This is a genomic window from Pseudonocardia sediminis (assembly GCF_004217185.1).
Lineage (GTDB): Bacteria > Actinomycetota > Actinomycetes > Mycobacteriales > Pseudonocardiaceae > Pseudonocardia > Pseudonocardia sediminis.
The window spans coordinates 3,766,182-3,784,829 of the sequence record NZ_SHKL01000001.1 but is presented as its reverse complement, the minus strand read 5'-3'; the positions used below and the strand labels follow the sequence as shown (position 1 = coordinate 3,784,829).

The following is an 18,648-nucleotide window of genomic DNA, read 5'->3' as shown; positions in this document are numbered from 1 at the left end:
TCCTGTGGTCACAACGTTAGGCATGCAAACAAACCTACGCAATGTGAGATAGAGTTACCCATATGGATAGGCCGCACGCGCATCACCGGACCATCGATCGGGTGGCATCGCTGCTCGACGTCGTGGTGGGCCGGCCGGAGGGAGTGACGCTGACCGGGCTGGCCCACGCGGTGGACGCCCCGGTGTCGTCGGTGCAGAAGCTGGTCGACGGGCTCACGGCCATCGGGTTCCTCGACGAGCGGGACCGCCGGTACTCGCTCGGCCCCGCGCCGTACGTCCTGGCGCTGCGGGCCGGCCTGCCGCCGGTGCAGTCGGTGCGCCACGCCGGCCTCGCGGCGCTGAGCGAGCGTCTCGGCGTCCCGGTGCTGCTCGCGGTGCGGGTCGGGGACGACGCCGTCTACGTCGACTGGGCGGGCGCCGACGAGGCGTTCGACGTCGCGATCTCCTCCCAGGTCCGACGCCCGCTGCTCGACACCGCGGCCGGGCGTGTCCTGTTCGCACACCTGCCGGAGGCCGCGCGCCGCGAGATCGCGCTCACCGCCCACCCGGGGGACCCGGCCGCCGTCGTCGGCGTGCTGGACGGCGCGGCCACCACCCGGGAGCGGGGCGCCGAGACCGGGGACAGCGGGCCGTTGCTGCCCGGCGCGACCGCCGTCGCGGTGCCGGTGTACCGGGACGGCCGGGTCGTCGCCGCGGTGTCGGCCGCCGACCGCCACGGCGTGCTGGACGGGCGGGTGGAGGCCACCGCGTCGACGCTGCGCGACGCGGTGAGCGACGACTGAGCAGGGCTCAGCGCAGGGCCGGGAGCACCTTCTCCTGCCACAGGCGGAAGAACTCCTCGTGGTGCCCGCCGATCTGCTGGACGTAGACCTCGTCGACGCCCGCGTCGAGGTAGGCCTGCGCGGCCGCCCGATGGGGCTCGGGGTCGGGTCCGCACGCGAACTGCTCGGCCGCGGCCGACAGCGGGATCGTGGCGGCGGCCGCCTCGAAGTCCTGTGGCCGGGGGAGGATCTGCGCGAGCTGCCCGCCCATCATGTCGTTGGGCCACGTCCGGTGCGCGGTCTCGATCCCCTCCTGCTCGGTCTCGGCCCAGCACACCTTCAGTGCGGCCTGGGCCGGGCCCCTGCCGCCGGCGCCGCGGTAGGTCCGGATCATCTCGTCGTCCGGGGCGACGGTGCAGTAGCCGTCGCCGATCCGGGCGGCCAGCTCGGTGGCCTGCGGCCCGAACCCGGAGACGTAGATCGGGATCGGCTCGTCCGGGACGGTGTAGATCCGGGCGTCGTGCACCTCGTAGTGCTTGCCGTGGAAGCTGACCTGACGGCCGGTGTGCAGCAGACGGATGAGCGCCACCGCCTCCTCCAGCATCTCCAGGCGGACGCCGATCGAGGGCCAGGGGTCGCCGAGGATGTGCTCGTTGAGCGCCTCGCCGCTGCCCACGCCGAGGACGAACCGGCCCTCGAGCTGCACCGCGGCCGTCGCGGCGGCCTGGGCGATGATCGCCGGGTGGATCCGCACGGTCGGGCAGACCACCGCCGTCGTCACCGGGATCGACACGGCCTCCGACAGCGCCCCGATCACCGACCAGACGAAGGGGCTCTGCCCCTGCGCGTCGACCCAGGGGTGGAAGTGGTCGGAGATCCAGAGGCGCTCGAACCCGGCCGCCTCGGCCATCCGGGCCTGTCGGACCAGGTCACGCGGTCCGTACTCCTCGCAGGACAGGAAGTACCCGAAGCTCGTCATGTCCGCGAGGTACCCGTACCGGGCGTCGTGAACCGTGGATCAGGTTCTTGTACGCTCCTGCGCACCGCACGCCCGGACGTGTGCGGCACGTCGGACCGAGAGGCGGGGCCGGGGCACCGGCCGGGGAGTGCGTGATCGAGGGGGACTCGATGGACGACCACGACGACCGGCTGCGACTCGGCCTGCGGGAGATCCTCGACAACGCCGTCCGCGACGTGCCGGGCGCCGACGGGGCCGTGGTCACCGTGCTGCGCGACGACGCCGTCACGACCGGCCGTCCCCGCCTCGAGCGACTCGTCGGGGGCTGGGCGTGCGACGAGGGGCCGTGCGTGGACGCGATGCTGGCCCGGCGCACGACGACGATCCTGCTCGACGACGTCGAGACCGAGGCGGCGGAGCGCTGGCCGGACTACGCCGGGACGGCAGGGCGCAGCGGGGTGCGCAGCGTCCTGTCGTTCGTGATGGCGCCCCCGGGCGCGGCGCCGGCCGCCGTGTCCTTCCACGCCGGCCGGTCGGGGGTGCTGGGCGATCCGAGCCGCACCGTCGGCATGGTGTTCGTGCTGCAGGCCGCGGTGGCGCTCTACGGCGGGCAGCAGGTCGGCCGGCTGATCGAGATCCTGGGCACGCGGGACGTGATCGGGCAGGCGACCGGGATCCTGATGGAGCGGTTCGGCCTCGACGACGAGCAGGCCTACGCGATGCTGGTCAGCAGCGCGCAGGACACCGACACGTCGCTGCTCGACATCGCCACGTGGCTGACCGGCCAGGGCAAGCCGCCGCTCTCCTGAGGGACTCCGGGCGGTTTCCGGCCCGCCGCCCGCCGGGTACCTGACGACGATGCGCCCCCCGATGCCGTCCACCACCGCACGCGACGACCCGGCGGCGACGGTCGGCTGCCCCAAGCACATGACCTACGGGCCCTGCGGCGGTGTGCGCGCCGACCTGGGGTGTGAGGTCGCCCCGGTGCCGTGCCCGTTCGCCACCGCGCCGGGCCCGGTGCCCTGGGCCGGGCCGCCGGCCCCGCCGCGCCCCGAACCCGACCTGTTCGTCCGTACCCGCGGGCGGCCGGTGGTGCTGACCGACCTCTCCGTCCCGCCCTACGACGCCGCGACGTTGCAGCGGACCGTCTCCGTCCTCGCGGGCGCCTGTGACGCGATCCTGGTCGGCGAGCACCACGACGAGCCCGACTTCCCGCCGACGATGCTCGCCGCACTCGTCGGTGAGGCCGGCGGGCACCCGTGGATCACCCTGACCTGCCGCGACCGCAACCGCGTCGTCCTGGAGCAGGAGGTCGCCGGCCTGGCCGCGATCGGGACCGACGGCGTGTTCTGCGCGACCGGCGACGGGCGGGCCCCCGGCGTGCGCCCGGACGTCACGCCGGTGTTCGACCTCGACGGCACCCGTCTCACCGCACTCGCCGCCGCGGCCGGGCTCGCCGTCGCCGTCCCGGAGGCGCCGGACGCCCCGCCCCGCGGGAACCGTCCCGGCCGGCTGGCCCAGAAGCAGCGGGCGGGCGCCCAGCTGGCGGTGCTCAACCACGCCGGGTCGGCCGAGCACGTCGCGGCGTTCGCCGCCGCGGTGCGGGACGAGGGAGGGTCCCTGCCGATCGTCGCCGGGGTCGCCGTCTACACCGACGAGGCCTCGGCGCGGCGGCTACAGGCCTACCCGGGCCTCGAGCTGGACCCGGACCGGGTCTCCGACGTGCTGACCGCCGCGGACCCGGTGGAGGCGGGGATCGCCGCTGCGGTGGCCGAGGCCCGCGAGCTGATCGCCGTCGAAGGGGTGGCCGGAGTGAACCTCTCCGGTCGCGGCACGTCGGCCGGGCTCGCCGAGTCGACCGCGATCAAGGCCGAGATCGGCCGTCGGATCCGTTCCGGGACGTGACCGCCGGCGAGGATGGACCGGTCCCGACCGGGTAGCCGCGTCGGATGGGTACGAACGGTGAGACGCCGATGGAAGCGGAGTTCGACACGGTCGCGCGCTGGACCGAGGGCGTCGTGCAGGATCTCGGCCCCGAGTACGCGATCCCGGCCGGTTGCCGCGGCAGCGCCAGCCCGGCGGGCCTGGACTGGCTGCTGAGCACGTGCGGGATCGGCGCGGGGACCCGTCTGGTCGACGTCGGGGGCGGGGTCGGGGGACCGGCGGGCTACGCCGTCGAGCACACCGGCGCGTCCCCGGTCGTCGCGGACCCGATGGTCGGCGCGTGCCGCTCGGCGTCGCGGCTGTTCGGGCTGCCGGCCGTGGTCGCCGACGGCGGGCGCCTCCCGTTCACCGACGGCGCGGCCGACGCGGTCTGGTGCCTGGGCGTGGTCTGCACGATGGACGACAAGGACGCGCTGCTCACCGAGATCCACCGCGTGCTGCGCGCCGACGGCCCGCTCGGGCTGCTCGTCGTCGTCGGGGACGAGGAACGGCCCGCCGGGGCACCGGAGGGCAACACGTTCCCGACGTCGGACTCGCTGCGGGAGCTGCTCCGCGACAACGGGTTCGACCTGCGGGCCGAGGTCGACGTCGACGACCTGCCGGAACCCCCGGCCGACTGGACCCGGCGCACCGAGGAGTTCGGCGAGGCGCTGGAACGGGCGCACGGCGACGACCCCCGGTTCGTCGAGGCGAAGGACCAGTCGCAACGGCTGGCGACGCTGGCCGAGGACGGGCACGTCGTCGTCCGGCTGCTCCACGCCGTCCGGCAGTGATCATCCCGCCCGGCCGGGACGGTGTCCCGGTGGCAGGATCGGTCCCGTGAGCGACGAACGGATAGAGGTCAGGCGCACCATCACCGCGGACCCGGCGACGATCTTCCGCGTGCTGCGGGACCCGGACGGTCACGTGGCCATCGACAGCTCGGGCATGCTGATGGCCGCGACCGGCGAGCCGGTGACCGCCGTCGGTGACGAGTTCGTGGTGCACATGGACCGGGAGTCCCTCGGCGACCGGCCGATGGGCCGCTACGACGTGACCGTGAAGATCACCGCCTACGAGCCGGACCGCGAGATCGCCTGGACGATCATCGGGGTGTCCCGGCCGATCATCGGGCACGTCTACGGCTACCGCCTCGAGCCCTCCGCCGACGGCACGGTCGTCACCTCCTACTACGACTGGTCCGACATCCACCCGGAGTGGCGGGAGAAGAACGTCTTCCCGATCATCTCGGAGCAGGCGCTCAAGGCGACCCTCGGGATCCTCGCGCGGACGGTGCAGGACAAGGACATCCCGGCCTGATACCCAGAATTGGGTATCTCCGACCTCCGGCCCGAACCGCCCTCCTCCCGTCGCCCGATCACCTGGGGTCACTGCACGGCGACTCTGGGAAGGCACGGGTGATGGGCATGGCGGAGGCGGAGTCGTGATCGGGTACCGGCGGATCGCACAGACGGTCCCGGCGCCCGGCGTGTACGACGACGGCCCGGTCTTCCTGCGGGTGAACCGGCGCGCGGCGGGCGCGCGGTGGCCGGTCCCGGGTTTCGAGCGCGAGGTCAACGACCACGAGCTGGAGAACGACGCGACCTACGACTGGGTCCGCGTGCCGCAGAACAGCCGGGCCGCGTTCGTCTACCTCGACCGGCTCGTGCAGGAGTTCCGGGTCCCGCTGCGCGCCGTGGCGGTCGTGCGGTTCCGCCGGTCCGAGGCGGGCCGGGACTGAGTACTACGGTCGTCGCCGGGCGACGACCGCGGTGGACGCCGCCCGGCGGGGGTGGGGCGTGGAGCATCGGTTCGAGTACCAGGGACGGCCGGGCCGTGTGGTGTTCGGCGCCGGCCGCCGGGCCGAGCTGGGGGCCGAGGCCGAGCGGCTCGGTCTGCGCCGGGTCCTGGTCGTCACCACGCCCGGCCGGGCGGACCTGGCCGCCGAGACGGCGGCGACGCTGGGGGACCGGCTGGCCGGGCTGCACCCGCACGCGGTGATGCACGTCCCGTCCGACGTCGCGGCACACGCCGTCGCCACGGCCCGCGAGCTCGGCGCGGACGGCTGCGTCGCGGTCGGCGGGGGATCGGCCGTCGGCCTGGGCAAGATCGTCGCGCGGGACACCGGCATCCCGCTGCTGGCCGTGCCCACCACGTACTCCGGCTCGGAGGCCACGCCGATCTGGGGGATGACCACCGACGGGGTCAAACGCACCGGGCACGACCCCCGGGTGCTGCCGGTGACGGTGGTCTACGACCCCGAGCTGACGCTGTCGATGCCGGTCCGTCTGACCGCCGAGAGCGGGCTGAACGCGCTGGCGCACGCGGCCGAGACCCTCTACGCGCCGGACGTCTCGCCGGTGACCTCGCTGGTCGCGGCCGGAGCGGCCCGGTCGCTGGTCACCGGCCTGCCGAAGGTCCTGGCCGACCCGGCCTCGGTGGACGCCCGGGCGGAGGTCATGCAGGGGGCCTGGCTCGCCGGCTGGTGCCTGGCGTCGGCGACGATGTCGCTGCACCACAAGCTCTGCCACACCCTCGGCGGGACGTTCGACCTGCCGCACGCGCCCACCCACGCCAACGTCCTGGCGCACGTGCTGGCGTTCAACCTGCCCGCCGCCCCGGCCGCCGACGCCGCCCTGCGCGAGGCGCTGGGGACCGACGACGTCCCGGCGCGGGTGCACGCGCTGGTGGCGGAGCTGGGAGCGGCGCGGTCGCTCGCCGACCTCGGTCTGCCCGCGGACGGCGTCGAGCGCGTCGTCGAGCTCGCCACGGCCGACCCCTACGCGAACCCGCGCCCGGTGACGCCCGAGGGCGTCCGGGCCATCCTGGCCGCGGCATTCACCGGCGCATCTCCGGTCCCGCACTCCTGAGGTCTCCCCATCGGCGGACGGGCCGCGTGGTCGCGGACCGGCAACGTTCTCGAAATTCACCCCGTCGGGCCACGTAAAAGGGTTACCGTAGCGAGAATCACGTCGGCCGTTGGTCGACCTGGGTGATCCTCGTCCACAACGTGTGTTGTCGCCACAAGTGCGGGAACTCACCTGTCACAAGACCATGCGACGGACCGGGTGCTGGGGAGCCACCGTGTCCGTCGGTACCGGGGCCCGGGGATCGACCGCTTCGGGGGCGGCCGATACCCGGGCCCCTTCATCCGTACCGGCCCCGGCGGGGCCTGAGGCTCACCGCCCGCCGTGGAACCTCCGGTGCAGCTCCCGGATCTCCGGCTCCAGGTCGGGGTCGGGCCCCTCGACCGGCACCGCCGGGGCGACGTCGTTGACCGGCAGGGCCCGGACCCGCCCGGCTCCGACACCCCACTCCTGCAGCCACTGCGCGTGCCGGCGCGCCGACGCGACGTGGACGATGCGCCCGAGCCCGGCCCACGCGTGCGCCGCCGAGCACATCGGGCAGTGCTCGCCGGAGGTGTAGACCGTCGCACCCGCCCGCTCGGCGGGCGGCAGGTGCTCCGCCGCCCACCGGGCCAGCTCGAACTCCGGGTGGCGGGTCGCGTCGACGGAGGCGACCCGGTTGCGCTCCTCGGCCAGCACGTCACCGGCGGCGGAGACCAGGACGGAGCCGAACGGCTCGTCGCCCGCGTCCAGGGCCTCGGCGGCCAGCTCGACGCAGCGGCGCAGGTGGGAGCGGTCGTGCTCGTCCATGGGGCTCCTCGGCTCAGGGGTGGTCGATCGGGGATGTCGCGGGTCGGGTGTGGCGGGCCGGGGCACGGGTACCCCGTGTGACCCGACCCGCTTCGAGAAGGAGAACCCATGCTGGACCGTCTGCGCGAGAAGCTCGGCCACGACACGGCCGAGGACGTCGAGAAGAACCCCACCCTGGCCAACAGCCGGCCGACCGGGGGAGCCGACACGCAGGAGGGTGACAGCGCTTCGACCACCGGCAGTGGCGAGACCGGCGAGTACGTCGGGCGCGTCGCCGGGCAGCCGACCTTCGACGAGGAGTCCGGCGCCGAGGTCCGTGCCGAGCGGGGGGAGACGAACTGAGGGGTGCGCCTAGTCTGGGGTGATGGACACCGTCGGCCCCAGGGCTCCCTTCACCCTGGACGAGCAGCTCTGCTTCGCGTTGCACTCCGCGTCGCGGGCGATGACCGGTTGCTACCGGCCCCTGCTCGACACCCTCGGCCTGACCTACAGCCAGTACGCGCTGCTGCTGGTGCTCTGGGAGAACGGCGCGGTGACCCAGGGAGATCTGGGGGACCGGCTGTTCCTGGACAGCGGCACCCTGTCGCCGCTGCTGCGGCGGCTGGAGACGCGTGGCCTGGTGGCGCGACACCGCCGTCCCGAGGACGAGCGGACGGTCGAGGTCTCGGTGACCGCCGAGGGCGCGGCCCTGCGCGACCGGGCCGCGGCCGTGCAGTCGCGGGTGCAGGACGCCACCGGCCTCACCGCCGACGAGCTGGCCCGGATGCGCGACGACCTGCACCTGCTGGCCGCTCGCCTGCGCCGCGCCGAGACCGGTCCGCTGCCCGTCGAGGAGGGCCCCGACGTCGCCTGACGTCCGGGCCCGTCCGGCCCCGGCTCAGCGGACGGACGGGGCCCGGACGTCGTCGAGGATCGTGCGGCTGATCGCACGGTCGAGCAGTCCCAGTACCTCGTCGCGGGTGCGGCCGGGCGCGTCGTTCCAGCGGACGAGCTCGCGCATCCGGGCCCGCCGCACGATCGGCGGCACCGCGCCGGTCTCCTCGGCGCGGCGCCCGCGGAGCTCCCGCAGGGCGTCCCACACCCGGTCGATCGCCGGGCCCGAGTCCCGGTCGAGCTGGGTGAACGCACCACCGGAGTGCCCGGCCACCGCGACCGCGGCCACCAGGCACGCGCCCTCGAGCATGTCCGGCGTCGGCAACGGGCCGAGCAGCTTGCGCCACAGCGGGCGCGGTGCCGTCTCGTACCAGCCGTTCTGCAGCCAGCCCCGCTCGACCACGGCGCGCGCGGCCTCGAGCACGATCCGGATCCGTGCATGGTCCGACGGCGGCCCGGTCACCGACAGCGGCGCAGCCACCGGTGGGGACGATGACGGTGCGTCCTGGACGGCGGGCCCCGGCCGGGTGCGTGCGGTGCGGCGGTCGACGGTCGTCTCGCTCATGGCTGCGCTCCTCGGTGTGACCTCTCCGAGTGTGACCCGCGCGACCCGGATCCGCCCAGTGCGGAAACGGCGGGGGACCTCCGGATGCGCCCGGTGGCCCGGTGTATGCTTGCCGGCAGGCAAAGAACGGGGGATCGACGTGCCCGACGTCTTCGACCACGACGACCTGGCCCGGCTGCGGATCGCGCTGGCCCGGATCGGGCGCACCGTCGACCGTCAGGTCCGCGGCGACGCCATGACCCGCACGCAGGTCTCGGTGCTGGGCACCGTGTCCCGGCTCGGGCCGATCGCGATGGGGGAGCTCGCCGAGATCGAGGGCGTCAACCCGACCATGCTGTCCCGGATCGTCGGCAAGCTGGAGAACGGGGGCCTGCTCGCCCGCGAGACCGACCCGGGAGATCGGCGGGTCGTCCGGGTCGCCGCCACCGAGCACGGGCTGCGGACCCAGGAGCACCTGCGGTCCGAACGGACCCGCGTCCTCGGCGAGCACCTGCGCCGGATGCCGGAGAGCCACGGACGCGACCTGCTCGACGCCCTGCCCGCGATCGAGGCCCTGGCCGACGTCCTCGGCCCCCGCCCGGTCCGCGACACCGCACTCGCCGACGAGCAGGCTCGATGAGGGCGGTGCTGCACGACCGCGTCGTCACGCCGCTGCGCACCTTGCGCGGGCAGACGTTCGCCTCGCTGGCCAACCCGAACTACCGCCGCTACATCACCGGCCAGGCCACGTCGCTGGTCGGGACGTGGATGCAGACCGTCGCCCAGTCCTGGCTGGTCTACCAGCTGACCGGGTCGCCGGCCGTGCTCGGCACGGTGATCGCCGTCCAGACGCTGCCGATGCTGGTGCTCGGACCCTACGGCGGCGTCGTCGCCGACCGGCTGGACAAGCGCAAGCTGATGATCGGCCTGCAGACGATGATGGGTGTGCAGGCGCTGCTGCTCGGCGTCCTCACCGTGACCGGGACGGTGCGGCTCTGGCACGTGTTCGTCCTCGCCGGGCTGCTCGGGCTCAACAACTGCTTCGAGAACCCGGCCCGGCAGGCGTTCGTGCTGGAGATGGTGGGCCCGGACGACCTGCGCAACGCCGTGAGCCTGAACTCGGTGCTGGCCAGCTCGGCCCGCGCCGTCGGGCCCGCGGTGGCCGGGATCGTGATCGCCACCGGCGGGATCGGGTTCTGCTTCCTGCTCAACGCGGCGAGCTTCGTGGCCGTGGTGGTCTCGCTGCTGCGCCTGGACGTCTCGAAGCTGAACCCGACCGAACCCGCGTCGCGCAAACCGGGGCAGCTGCGGGAGGGCTTCGCCTACGTGCGGCGGACCCCGGCGCTGGCCGTCCCGCTGCTGATGATGGCGCTGGTCGGGTGTCTGGCCTACGAGTTCCAGGTCGTGCTGCCGGTGGTGGCGTCGGAGACCTTCGGCGGGGACGGCAGCACCTACGGCTTCCTCACCGCGGCGATGGGCGCCGGTGCCGTCGCCGGGGGACTGGTCGTGGCCGCGCGCGGCCGGACCGGGATCAAGGCCATGGTGTGGACGTCGACGGCGTTCGGCGTGGTCCTCGCCGCAGCGGCGGCCGCACCGACGCTCTGGGCCGCGCTCGTGGCGATGGCGCTGGTCGGGGCCGTGAGCGTGGCGTTCCTGTCGCAGGGCAACAGCACGCTGCAGCTCGCCGCCGCCCCGCACATGCGGGGACGGGTGATGGCGTTGTGGGCCGTAGCGTTCCTGGGGTCGACGCCGATCGGCGGCCCGATCGCCGGATGGGTCAGCGAGCACTTCGGCGGGCGCGGTGGCCTGGCCCTGGGCGCGGTCGCCTGTCTGGTCGCCGCGGGCCTGGGGGCTTTGACGATCCGTCGCGGGGCGGTCGCGGCCGACCCCGCCGTTCCTCCCACCCCCGACGCCGAGCCGGCGTCCCCGGAGGCCCGGATGCATGATCGTCGGCCATGAGCCTGTCCCGTCCCTACCCGCCGGTCCGCCGCCGCACTTCCACCGCTCGATCTCGGAGTCGTTCTACGTGCTCACCGGCACGATCCGGATCTACGACGGCACCCGCTGGGTGGACTGCGCACCGGGCGACTTCGTGCACGTCCCGGAGGGCGGGATCCACGGCTTCCGCAACGAGTCCGGGGCTCCCGCGTCGATGCTGCTGCACTTCGCGCCCGGCGCGCCCCGCGAGGAGTACTTCGAGGTCCTCGCCGACGCGGCCCGCCGCGAAGAGATGGAACGCGAGGGCCGGGCCGAGTTCATGGTCCGTCACGACACGTTCTGGGTCGGCGAATAGGATCTCCGCCGATGGAGGGGGAACGAGGTCGCGGGCACGCCCCTCCCCGCCGCTCCGCCCTGCTGGGCGTGATCGCACTGGGCGGGGTGATCGGCGCGGAGGCCCGCTACGGGCTGGGCCTTGCCTGGCCGCACACCCCGGACCGGTTCCCCTGGTCGACCCTGGTGATCAACGTGTCCGGCTGCCTGCTGATGGGTGTGCTGATGGTGGTGATCACCGAGAAGGTCGCGCCGCACCCGCTCGTCCGGCCGCTGCTGGGGGTCGGCGTGCTCGGCGGGTACACGACGTTCTCCACCTACGCCGTCGAGGCGGTGCAGGCCGTCGACGCCGGGCGGGCCTGGGTCGCGCTCGGCTACGTCGTGGCGACGCCGGTGCTCGCCGTCCTCGCGGTCGCGGCCGGTGCCGCGGCGGCCCGGTCGCTGGTGCGTGCCTCGTGACGGTCCTCTGGGTGGCGCTCGGTGCCGCGGTCGGCGCACCGCTGCGGTACCTGACCGACCGGGCCGTGCAGTCGCGGCACGGAACGGCGTTCCCGTGGGGGACGTTCACGGTGAACGTCGTCGGGTCGTTCGTGCTGGGGGTGGTCGTCGCGGCCGCCGCGGTGTTCGGGCCGGTGACCCAGGCCGTCGTCGGGACCGGTTTCTGCGGCGCGCTGACCACCTACAGCACGTTCTCCTCCGAGACGCTGTCGCTCACCGAGCGCGGGAAGGCGCGGGTCGCGCTCGCGTACGTGCTGCTCAGCGTGGTGGCCGGTCTGGTCGCGGCGGTCGCGGGGTTCCTCCTGGGGCGGCTGCTGCTCTGAACGTCAGCGCGGCGACGGTGGGCGGTTCACCGCCCAGTACGGCTCCTCGCCGGCCGCCCAGCGCTCCAGGTTCTGGGCGAAGAGCTCCCCGCTGCGCCGGAACATCGTCGTGGTGACCCCGCCGACGTGCGGGGTGGCGACCACCCGCGGGTGGCTCAGCAGGGGGCTCGACGGGTCGGCGGGCTCGCGGGCGTGCACGTCGAGCCCGGCCGCCCCGACCTGGCCGGACTCCAGCGCGGCCAGCAGCGCGTCCTCGTCGACGACGCTCCCGCGGGCGACGTTGACGAACACCGCGCCCGGCTTGCAGGCGGCGAACGCGGCGGCGTCGAACAGTCCCCGGGTGTCCTCGCTCCCCATCGCCGCGCAGACCACGACGTCGGCCTCGGCGAGCACCTCGTACAGCGTGTCCGCACCGGTCACCCGCTCGACCTCGGGCGGCCCGCCCTTGTCCGGCCGCGCCCGGACGCCGACGAGCCGGGTGCCGAACCCGGCCAGCCGTGCGGTGACCGCGGTGCCGATCGCGCCGAGGCCGACCACCGCTGTCGTCGCGCCGAGGAGCGAGCGCCCGGCCGGGCCGTTCCAGCCGTCGCGCTCGCGCAGCGTGGCTCGGGCCTCGTCGAGGCGGCGCATCCCGGCCAGGACGTGCAGCACCGCGAGCTCCGCGACGCTCTCCGCGTTCGCCGTCAGGTGCGACGGCAGCCGGCACACCCACACCCCGGCCTCGGTCGCGGTGTCCACGGCGATGTTCTCCACCCCGACGCCGTACTGCTGGATCAGCCCGAACCGGCCGCGCTCGACGATCTCGGCGCTGATCGGCACGCCGAACGGGGTCAGCACGTCCGCCCCGTCCAGGCTGTCGGCGAGCAGGCGCGGGCGGGTGGTGGCGATGTCCCAGCCGGGGATCAGGTCCGACAGACCGGTCCACGGGATCCCGCGGCTGAACTCCCGGGCGGCGAACAGGACGCGCAACGGCCTACTCCTGGCTCGGTCGGGCCCAGCGCCCGGCGGCGACCTGGGCGTGGAACTGCTCGACGAGGGCGTTGAACAGCGCCGGCTCCTCGAGGTTGGTCAGGTGCCCGGAACGCGGCAGCACCGCGAGTCCGGCGCGGGGGAGGGTGCGGCGCAGCATGACGTCGACGTCGAGGATCCCGTCGTCCCCGTCCCCGGCGACGATCAGGGTGGGGACGTCCATCCGCGCCAGGTCGTCGCGCAGGTCGTAGAGCGACGGCCGCGACGCCTGCACACCGGCCATGGTCAGCCCGGCGCCGGTCGGGTCGTGCTCGGCCAGGACCGCCAGGTGCTCGGCGTAGCCGGCCGGGTCCTTGTCCTTCAGGAAGAGACGTCCGGGCCCGGCGCCGTAGTCGGCCGCGACGGCGGCGGATCCCTCGTCGGCGTAGCGCCGGGACAGCTCCCGCGACTCCGCCCGGAACGCCGCGTCCTGGTCCGGGTGCGCGCCGTACCCGCATCCCGCGACCACCAGCGACCGAGTGCGGTCCGGGTGGCGCAGTCCCAGGTGCAGCGTGGCGAACCCGCCCATCGAGTTCCCGACGACGTGCGCGGAGCTCTCCCCGGCGGCGTCGAGCACGCACAGGGCGTCGGCGACGGCGCGCTCCTGCGAGTAGGCGTCCGGGTCGGTCGGGACGTCCGAGGACGGGTAGCCGCGGGCGTCGTAGACCAGGCAGCGGTAGCGACGGGAGAAGTGCGCGACCTGCGGGCGCCAGGAGCGGTGGTCGCCGCCGAACTCGTGGAGCAGCAGCAACGGCTCGCCCTCGCCGTGGGACTCCCAGTGCAGCTCGACGCCGTCGTCGGTGCGTGCCCTCATGCCCCGAACAGTCCGCGCAGGTAGGCGGCCTGCCCGATGTGCTGCATGTCGTCGCCGACGACGCTGACCAGCCGGGCGCCCAGGCTGACGCCCTCGCCCCAGGTGGGCGGCAGGATCCGGTCCAGCTCGTCGTCGGTGACGCCGTCGAGCAGTCGCAGGGTCTGCTCGGTGACGGCGTCGTGGTACTGGATCAGCAACACACCCTCGACGCGGACGGCGTCGACCTCGGTGGAGGTGTGACCGTAGCCGGTGGCGTCGTCGGTGAACGGGAGCCCGAAGCGGGCGGCCCAGCCGGTCGGCCACACCTGCTCGGTGCCGAACGCCTCGGCCAGGTGGTCGTCCTGCACCCGGCTGAGGTGCCAGACCGTCCAGGCGATCGAGTTGCCCGGACCGTCGGCCCCGTCCGGGCGGCGGGCCAGGGTCGCCTCGTCGAGGCCCTCGACGGCCGACGTCACGTCCTCACGGATCCGGCCGAACGCGTCGGCCAGCAGCTCTGCCGCAGTCGTCATCGGTGCTCCCTCCCTCGGCGCCACACCCGCGTGCGGCGGCCCCGGGGCCACCCTAGATCCGGACCCCGACAGCGGCAGCCCGCCATGATCGCCGGACCTCCTCCCGCAGTGGGGCGGCGCAGGTCACTGCCCGGAGCGGCGACGGCGAACTACCGTGGATCCCCCGGACCGAACCTCCGGACCGCGGTGACGAGGAAGGGAGCCCCGTGACGGACCTGACCCACAGCTCGCACTGGGGTGTGTTCCGCGCCCGGTGGGACGACGGCGACCTGCAGGTCCGTCCGCATCCGGGCGACCCGGACCCGTCGCCGGTGCTGGGCAACATCCCGGCCGCGCTGACGCACCCCGCGCGGGTCGCGGCCCCGTCGGTGCGGCGCGGGTGGTGGGAGGACGGCCCCGGACCCGACGACCGGCGCGGGCACGACGACTACCTCGAGGTCGGCTGGGACGAGCTGCTCGACCGGCTGGCCGCCGAGCTGACCCGCGTCCGGGAGACCCACGGCGACGCCGCGGTCTACGGCGGTTCCTACGGCTGGGCCAGCGCGGGGCGGTTCCACCACGCGCAGGGGCAGCTGCACCGGTTCCTGGCCGTCACCGGCGGCTACACCCGCTCGGTCAACACCTACTCCGGTGGTGCGGCGGAGGTGCTGATCCCGCACGTCCTCGGCGGGTTCGACGCCGTCACCCGCTACGCCGTGAGCTGGGACTCCGTCGCCGCGCACACCGACACCGTTCTCGCGTTCGGGGGGATGGCGCTGAAGAACTCCACCGTCGCCGCGGGCGGGGTCAGCCGGCACGTCGAGCGCGGCGCGATGGGCGCGGCGAAGGCCCGGGGGGCACGGTTCGTGCTCGTCAGCCCGTTGCGCCCGGACCTGCCCGACGAGGTCGACGCACAGTGGCTGCCGATCGAGCCCGGCACCGACACCGCGCTGATGCTGGCCCTGATGCACACGGTCGTCGCCGCCGGCGGCCACGACCGGGAGTTCCTCCGCACGCACTGCGTCGGCTGGCCGGAGCTGGAGCGGTACCTGTTCGCCGGCCCGGTCAAGGACGCCGACTGGGCGGCCGGGATCACCGGCATCGACGCGGCGACGATCCGCGAGCTGGCCGGGCGGATCGGCACCGGACGCACCCTGGTCACGGTCGCCCAGTCGCTGCAGCGCTCCGAGCACGGCGAGCAGCCGGTGTGGGCCGGCGCTGCGCTGGCCGCGGTGCTCGGGCAGGTCGGCCTGCCCGGTGGCGGGTTCTGCTACGGGCTCGGGTCGCTCGGCCACTACGGGCGCGTGCGCAACGCCGTCCCGGTCCCGACGATGACCCGCACCCCGAACCCGGTCGGCGAGTTCATCCCGGTCGCCCGGGTCGCCGACATGCTGCTGCACCCCGGCGAGGCCTACGAGTACAACGGCGAGCACCGCGTCTACCCGCACGTGCGGCTCGCGTACTGGTTGGGCGGCAACCCGTTCCACCACCACCAGGACCTCAACCGGCTGCGCCGCGCGGTGGCCCGGCTGGACACGTTCGTCGTGCACGACCCCGTCTGGACGGCGACGGCGCGACACGCCGACGTCGTGCTGCCGTCGACGACGACGCTGGAGCGCGAGGACATCGGCGCGTCCGGTTCGGACCCGCTCCTGGTCGCGATGAAGCCGCTCAGCCCGCCACGCGGTCAGGCCCGCGACGACTACGAGATCCTCTCCGCGCTGGCCGGGCGGCTCGGGCACGGGGACGCGTTCACACACGGGCGGACGACGCGGGAGTGGCTGGAGCACCTGTACCTGCGCACGCAGAAGGCGCTGGCCGACCGCGGTCACCCCGCCCCGGACTTCGACGAGTTCTGGGAGGCCGGCGAGCTGGAGCTCCCGTCCGGACCGGACGACGGGGGAGTGCTCGCGAAGTTCCGCGCGGATCCCGTCGGACACCCGCTGGCGACCCCCTCCGGGAAGGTCGAGGTGGGCTCGTCGACGATCGCCGGGTTCGGCTACGACGACTGCCCCGGCCATCCCGCCTGGCTGGAGCCCATCGAGCGGCCCGACGCACGGCACCCGTTGTGGATGGTGGCGAACCAGCCCGCGACCCGCCTGCACTCGCAGCTGGACTTCGGCGCGCACAGCGCCGGGGCCAAGGGCGCGGGCGGTCAGGAGATCGTGCGGGTGCACCCCGTCGACGCGGCGGCCCGCGGGATCGCCGACGGCGACGTGGTCCGCCTGCACAACGACCGCGGCGCCGCCCTGGCCCAGGCCCGGGTCACCGACGAGGTCCGCGCCGGCGTCGTCCAGCTGCCGACCGGCGCCTGGTGGGACCCCGAGCCCGACGGCACCTGCCGGCACGGCAACCCGAACGTCCTGACCCGCGACGCCGGGACGTCACGACTCTCGCAGGGCTGCAGCGGCCAGCTCAGCGCTGTCGAGCTGGAGCGCTGCCCGCACACCGCACCGACCGTCCGGGCCCACGAGCCCCCGCCGCTGAGCCCCGTCTGACCGCCGCCCCTCCGGCGGGCGCCACTTCGCACACAGAACGGTGTCGTCGCACAGGTTGGAACCTGTGCGAGGACACCGTTTCCTGTGCGAGGTGCGCTGGACAGGACGTGGTCAGCGGCGGGTGCGGACCCACGCGGCGAGCTGGACCGTGGAGTGCCGGCGGCCGTAGGCGACCAGGGCGGCGATGACGCCGATGACGGCGGGCAGGACCGCCAGGGCGGCACCCATGAAGACGACGGTGACGGTCACCGCACCGATCATCAGCGCCACGGTGCAGAGGGCCGCGAGCCCGGTCAGGCGCGGGACCAGGAGGCCGATCGCGCCGGCGATCTCGAGCAGGCCGATGACCAGCGTCCCGGTCGGGCTGAACCCGATGGCGGCGAAGCCCTCCACGGCCATCGGGTCGAGCGTGACCTTGGGGATGCTCGCGAACAGCAGCGCCGCGGCGACGAGGACCTGGCCGACCCACAGGGCGACCGAGGCGGTGCGGCCCGGACGGCGGCCGGCGGTGGTGGACGAGGTGGCGGCGATGGCGGTCATGGTGTCTCCCGGTGCTCGGATGCTTCTGCGTCTGCAGGGGAGACGCACCGCAACCGGGAAACTCATCGGCCGCGACGGGAGAAACCTCAGCGGGTGGCGGGAGCGGGACCGGTGAGGTCGCGCTCGATCTCCTCCAGGCTGCGGCCCTTCGTCTCCGGCAACAGCTTCGTCGCGAACAGGTAGGCCAGGGCCGTCATGATCGCGAAGAACAGGAAGTTGTAGCCCGCTCCGAAGATGTCGAGCAGGCTCGGGAACAGCAGCGCGACGATCATGTTGAACAGCCAGTTGAACGTCACGCAGATGCCGACCGCACCGGCGCGGACCCGCAGCGGGAACAGCTCCGGCAGCAGCACCCACTGCACCGGTCCCCACGAGATCGAGAACGACGCGATGTAGACGATGATCCCGGCCAGGGTGAGCCCGAGCAGGACCGGGCCCTGGGTCAGGCCGACCAGGTTGGTGACCGTCAGCAGGATCATCGCCGCGCACATGCCGAGTGCACCCCAGCGCAGCAGCGGACGGCGCCCGGCCTTGTCGATCAGGAACATGCCGGGGATCGTCATCAGCATGTTGACGGCGCCGATCCCGACGTTGGCCAGGATCGCGTTCTTGTCGCCGAAGCCGACGTTGGTGAGCAGCGTCGGGGCGTAGTAGATGATCGTGTTGATCCCGACGAAGTTCTGGAAGAACACCAGCAGCATGCCGACGACGAAGATCGGCCGCAGGCGTCCGCGGGTCAGCGCCCCGAGCTTCACCTTCTCGGTGTTCTCGGCCTCCGAGCGGACGCTCTCGTGGATCTCGGCCAGCTCGGAGCGGGCGGCCTCCTCGCTGCCGCGCAGCTTGACCAGGATCTTCTTCGCGTCGGCCTCGCCGCCGGACTTGTGCCCGGCCAGCCAACGGGGGCTCTCCGGCTGGGTGTAGATCCCGATCGCGAGCACCACCGCGGGGATGACGCCGATGCCGATCATCCAGCGCCAGGCGCGGGCGTCGGCGAAGGCGAAGTCGGTGACGTAGGCCAGGAAGATGCCGACGGTGACGAGCAGCTGCATCAGCGACGTCAGCCGTCCGCGGATCTCCTTGGGCGCGAGCTCGGAGAGGTACATCGGGACGACCACCGAGATGATCCCGACGCCGATGCCCATCACGAACCGGAACCCGACGAGCAGCTCGGCGTTGACCGCGAGGGCCGACCCGAGCGTGCCGACGATGAACACGATGCCGCCGGCGAAGATCAGCAGCCGCCGTCCCAGGGTGTCGGCGAGGCGGCCGGACAGGCCCGCGCCGAGCATCGCCCCCACCAGCAGCCCGGACACGACCATGCCCTGGACCAGCGGTGAGAGCGGGATGTCGTCCGGGATGTAGAGCAGGGCACCGGAGATGACGCCGGTGTCGTACCCCCAGAGGATCCCGCCGAGGGCTCCGAAGAACCAGATCCAGATGTTGCGCCCGCGTGCCGGCGCGTCGGTGCCCGCCATGTCGCCCCCCGCTGTGTC

The 18,648-nt window shown here is 73.8% G+C and carries 23 protein-coding genes; 15 read left to right on the top strand and 8 right to left on the bottom strand.

Annotation, left to right across the window (positions count from 1 at the left end):
* The first annotated feature begins 101 nt into the window (after nt 1-101).
* Nucleotides 102-782, top strand: coding sequence for an IclR family transcriptional regulator (locus EV383_RS17455; protein ID WP_165438383.1), 681 nt, complete (start codon nt 102-104; stop codon nt 780-782).
* 7 nt (nt 783-789) lie between these two features.
* Here EV383_RS17455 and EV383_RS17450 read toward each other — a convergent pair whose 3' ends face one another.
* Entirely contained in the window at nt 790-1,740 is a 951-nt protein-coding gene (locus EV383_RS17450; protein WP_130290895.1) for a TIGR03557 family F420-dependent LLM class oxidoreductase, read from the bottom strand.
* Nucleotides 1,741-1,871: 131 nt separating this feature from the next.
* Here EV383_RS17450 and EV383_RS17445 point away from each other — a divergent pair, with 131 nt between their 5' ends.
* The 6 genes from EV383_RS17445 (at nt 1,872) to EV383_RS17420 (ending at nt 6,512) form a co-directional block, all read left to right on the top strand.
* The gene (locus EV383_RS17445; RefSeq protein WP_130290894.1) at nt 1,872-2,528 is read left to right on the top strand and encodes an ANTAR domain-containing protein; all 657 of its coding nucleotides are present in this window, start codon (nt 1,872-1,874) and stop codon (nt 2,526-2,528) included.
* Nucleotides 2,529-2,589: 61 nt separating this feature from the next.
* Nucleotides 2,590-3,624 carry a methylenetetrahydrofolate reductase gene (locus EV383_RS17440; protein WP_165438382.1) on the top strand — a complete coding sequence of 345 codons (1,035 nt, stop codon included), beginning with the start codon at nt 2,590-2,592 and terminating at the stop codon, nt 3,622-3,624.
* Between the two features lie 44 nt (nt 3,625-3,668).
* Nucleotides 3,669-4,436 (top strand): class I SAM-dependent methyltransferase, encoded by a 768-nt coding sequence (locus tag EV383_RS17435; RefSeq protein ID WP_130290893.1) that lies wholly within the window; start codon nt 3,669-3,671, stop codon nt 4,434-4,436.
* A gap of 46 nt (nt 4,437-4,482) precedes the next feature.
* Nucleotides 4,483-4,962, top strand: coding sequence for an SRPBCC family protein (locus EV383_RS17430; RefSeq protein ID WP_207223565.1), 480 nt, complete (start codon nt 4,483-4,485; stop codon nt 4,960-4,962).
* A 124-nt stretch (nt 4,963-5,086) separates the two neighbouring features.
* Nucleotides 5,087-5,383: a hypothetical protein gene (locus EV383_RS17425; RefSeq protein ID WP_130290891.1), complete on the top strand. Its 297-nt coding sequence runs from the start codon at nt 5,087-5,089 to the stop codon at nt 5,381-5,383.
* 58 nt (nt 5,384-5,441) lie between these two features.
* Nucleotides 5,442-6,512 (top strand): maleylacetate reductase, encoded by a 1,071-nt coding sequence (locus EV383_RS17420; protein WP_130290890.1) that lies wholly within the window; start codon nt 5,442-5,444, stop codon nt 6,510-6,512.
* A gap of 309 nt (nt 6,513-6,821) precedes the next feature.
* On the opposite strand, the gene EV383_RS17415 is transcribed toward EV383_RS17420, so the two are convergent.
* Nucleotides 6,822-7,298 carry a nucleoside deaminase gene (locus EV383_RS17415; RefSeq protein ID WP_130290889.1) on the bottom strand — a complete coding sequence of 159 codons (477 nt, stop codon included), beginning with the start codon at nt 7,296-7,298 and terminating at the stop codon, nt 6,822-6,824.
* 108 nt (nt 7,299-7,406) lie between these two features.
* On the opposite strand from EV383_RS17415, the gene EV383_RS17410 reads away from it, so the two are divergent.
* Together EV383_RS17410 and EV383_RS17405 are read left to right on the top strand one after the other, a co-directional pair.
* Nucleotides 7,407-7,640, top strand: a complete 234-nt coding sequence (locus EV383_RS17410) for a hypothetical protein (RefSeq protein ID WP_130290888.1) — start codon at nt 7,407-7,409, stop codon at nt 7,638-7,640.
* 22 nt (nt 7,641-7,662) lie between these two features.
* Nucleotides 7,663-8,151, top strand: a complete 489-nt coding sequence (locus tag EV383_RS17405; protein WP_130290887.1) for a MarR family winged helix-turn-helix transcriptional regulator — start codon at nt 7,663-7,665, stop codon at nt 8,149-8,151.
* Nucleotides 8,152-8,175: 24 nt separating this feature from the next.
* On the opposite strand, the gene EV383_RS17400 is transcribed toward EV383_RS17405, so the two are convergent.
* Nucleotides 8,176-8,736, bottom strand: a complete 561-nt coding sequence (locus EV383_RS17400; RefSeq protein ID WP_130290886.1) for a DUF6197 family protein — start codon at nt 8,734-8,736, stop codon at nt 8,176-8,178.
* A 139-nt stretch (nt 8,737-8,875) separates the two neighbouring features.
* On the opposite strand from EV383_RS17400, the gene EV383_RS17395 reads away from it, so the two are divergent.
* Genes EV383_RS17395 through crcB (EV383_RS17375) form a run of 5 tightly spaced genes read left to right on the top strand, consistent with a single transcriptional unit; the run spans nt 8,876 to nt 11,807 of the window.
* On the top strand, nt 8,876-9,355 hold the full coding sequence (locus EV383_RS17395; RefSeq protein WP_207223564.1) for a MarR family winged helix-turn-helix transcriptional regulator: 480 nt from the start codon (nt 8,876-8,878) through the stop codon (nt 9,353-9,355).
* Nucleotides 9,352-10,674 carry an MFS transporter gene (locus EV383_RS17390; RefSeq protein ID WP_130290885.1) on the top strand — a complete coding sequence of 441 codons (1,323 nt, stop codon included), beginning with the start codon at nt 9,352-9,354 and terminating at the stop codon, nt 10,672-10,674. The genes EV383_RS17395 and EV383_RS17390 overlap by 4 nt, the downstream gene beginning before the upstream one ends.
* Entirely contained in the window at nt 10,658-11,008 is a 351-nt protein-coding gene (locus tag EV383_RS17385; RefSeq protein WP_130290884.1) for a cupin domain-containing protein, read from the top strand. The genes EV383_RS17390 and EV383_RS17385 overlap by 17 nt, the downstream gene beginning before the upstream one ends.
* 11 nt (nt 11,009-11,019) lie before the next feature.
* Nucleotides 11,020-11,445: a fluoride efflux transporter CrcB gene (gene crcB, locus EV383_RS17380; RefSeq protein ID WP_130290883.1), complete on the top strand. Its 426-nt coding sequence runs from the start codon at nt 11,020-11,022 to the stop codon at nt 11,443-11,445.
* Entirely contained in the window at nt 11,442-11,807 is a 366-nt protein-coding gene (gene crcB, locus EV383_RS17375; RefSeq protein ID WP_130290882.1) for a fluoride efflux transporter CrcB, read from the top strand. Before crcB (EV383_RS17380) ends, crcB (EV383_RS17375) begins: the two co-directional genes overlap by 4 nt.
* Nucleotides 11,808-11,810: 3 nt before the next feature.
* Here the strand turns inward: crcB (EV383_RS17375) and EV383_RS17370 are convergent, their stop codons facing one another.
* Genes EV383_RS17370 through EV383_RS17360 form a run of 3 tightly spaced genes read right to left on the bottom strand, consistent with a single transcriptional unit; the run spans nt 11,811 to nt 14,138 of the window.
* Nucleotides 11,811-12,776, bottom strand: coding sequence for an NAD(P)-dependent oxidoreductase (locus EV383_RS17370; RefSeq protein WP_130290881.1), 966 nt, complete (start codon nt 12,774-12,776; stop codon nt 11,811-11,813).
* 4 nt (nt 12,777-12,780) lie between these two features.
* The gene (locus tag EV383_RS17365) at nt 12,781-13,629 is read right to left on the bottom strand and encodes an alpha/beta fold hydrolase (protein WP_130290880.1); all 849 of its coding nucleotides are present in this window, start codon (nt 13,627-13,629) and stop codon (nt 12,781-12,783) included.
* A complete protein-coding gene (locus EV383_RS17360) occupies nt 13,626-14,138 on the bottom strand; it encodes a mycothiol transferase (protein WP_130290879.1) in 513 nt (170 codons plus the stop codon). The genes EV383_RS17365 and EV383_RS17360 overlap by 4 nt, the downstream gene beginning before the upstream one ends.
* Before the next feature lie 206 nt (nt 14,139-14,344).
* Between EV383_RS17360 and EV383_RS17355 the strand changes: the two genes are divergently transcribed.
* Nucleotides 14,345-16,615 (top strand): molybdopterin-dependent oxidoreductase, encoded by a 2,271-nt coding sequence (locus EV383_RS17355; RefSeq protein ID WP_130290878.1) that lies wholly within the window; start codon nt 14,345-14,347, stop codon nt 16,613-16,615.
* A 111-nt stretch (nt 16,616-16,726) separates the two neighbouring features.
* On the opposite strand, the gene EV383_RS17350 is transcribed toward EV383_RS17355, so the two are convergent.
* Entirely contained in the window at nt 16,727-17,155 is a 429-nt protein-coding gene (locus tag EV383_RS17350; protein WP_130290877.1) for a DoxX family protein, read from the bottom strand.
* Nucleotides 17,156-17,241: 86 nt separating this feature from the next.
* Nucleotides 17,242-18,630, bottom strand: a complete 1,389-nt coding sequence (locus EV383_RS17345) for a sugar porter family MFS transporter (RefSeq protein WP_130290876.1) — start codon at nt 18,628-18,630, stop codon at nt 17,242-17,244.
* Nucleotides 18,631-18,648: the final 18 nt, after the last annotated feature.

Excerpts from the sequence above, each read along its gene's own strand:
- EV383_RS17450 (WP_130290895.1), bottom strand. The coding sequence starts at position 1,740 with ATGACGAGCTTCGGGTACTTCCTGTCCTGCGAGGAGTACGGACCGCGT.
- EV383_RS17440 (WP_165438382.1), top strand. The coding sequence starts at position 2,590 with ATGCCGTCCACCACCGCACGCGACGACCCGGCGGCGACGGTCGGCTGC.
- EV383_RS17435 (WP_130290893.1), top strand. The coding sequence starts at position 3,669 with ATGGGTACGAACGGTGAGACGCCGATGGAAGCGGAGTTCGACACGGTC.
- EV383_RS17415 (WP_130290889.1), bottom strand. The coding sequence starts at position 7,298 with ATGGACGAGCACGACCGCTCCCACCTGCGCCGCTGCGTCGAGCTGGCC.
- EV383_RS17410 (WP_130290888.1), top strand. The coding sequence starts at position 7,407 with ATGCTGGACCGTCTGCGCGAGAAGCTCGGCCACGACACGGCCGAGGAC.
- EV383_RS17405 (WP_130290887.1), top strand. The coding sequence starts at position 7,663 with ATGGACACCGTCGGCCCCAGGGCTCCCTTCACCCTGGACGAGCAGCTC.
- EV383_RS17400 (WP_130290886.1), bottom strand. The coding sequence starts at position 8,736 with ATGAGCGAGACGACCGTCGACCGCCGCACCGCACGCACCCGGCCGGGG.
- EV383_RS17390 (WP_130290885.1), top strand. The coding sequence starts at position 9,352 with ATGAGGGCGGTGCTGCACGACCGCGTCGTCACGCCGCTGCGCACCTTG.
- EV383_RS17385 (WP_130290884.1), top strand. The coding sequence starts at position 10,658 with ATGATCGTCGGCCATGAGCCTGTCCCGTCCCTACCCGCCGGTCCGCCG.
- crcB (WP_130290883.1), top strand. The coding sequence starts at position 11,020 with ATGGAGGGGGAACGAGGTCGCGGGCACGCCCCTCCCCGCCGCTCCGCC.
- EV383_RS17365 (WP_130290880.1), bottom strand. The coding sequence starts at position 13,629 with ATGAGGGCACGCACCGACGACGGCGTCGAGCTGCACTGGGAGTCCCAC.
- EV383_RS17360 (WP_130290879.1), bottom strand. The coding sequence starts at position 14,138 with ATGACGACTGCGGCAGAGCTGCTGGCCGACGCGTTCGGCCGGATCCGT.
- EV383_RS17350 (WP_130290877.1), bottom strand. The coding sequence starts at position 17,155 with ATGACCGCCATCGCCGCCACCTCGTCCACCACCGCCGGCCGCCGTCCG.
- EV383_RS17345 (WP_130290876.1), bottom strand. The coding sequence starts at position 18,630 with ATGGCGGGCACCGACGCGCCGGCACGCGGGCGCAACATCTGGATCTGG.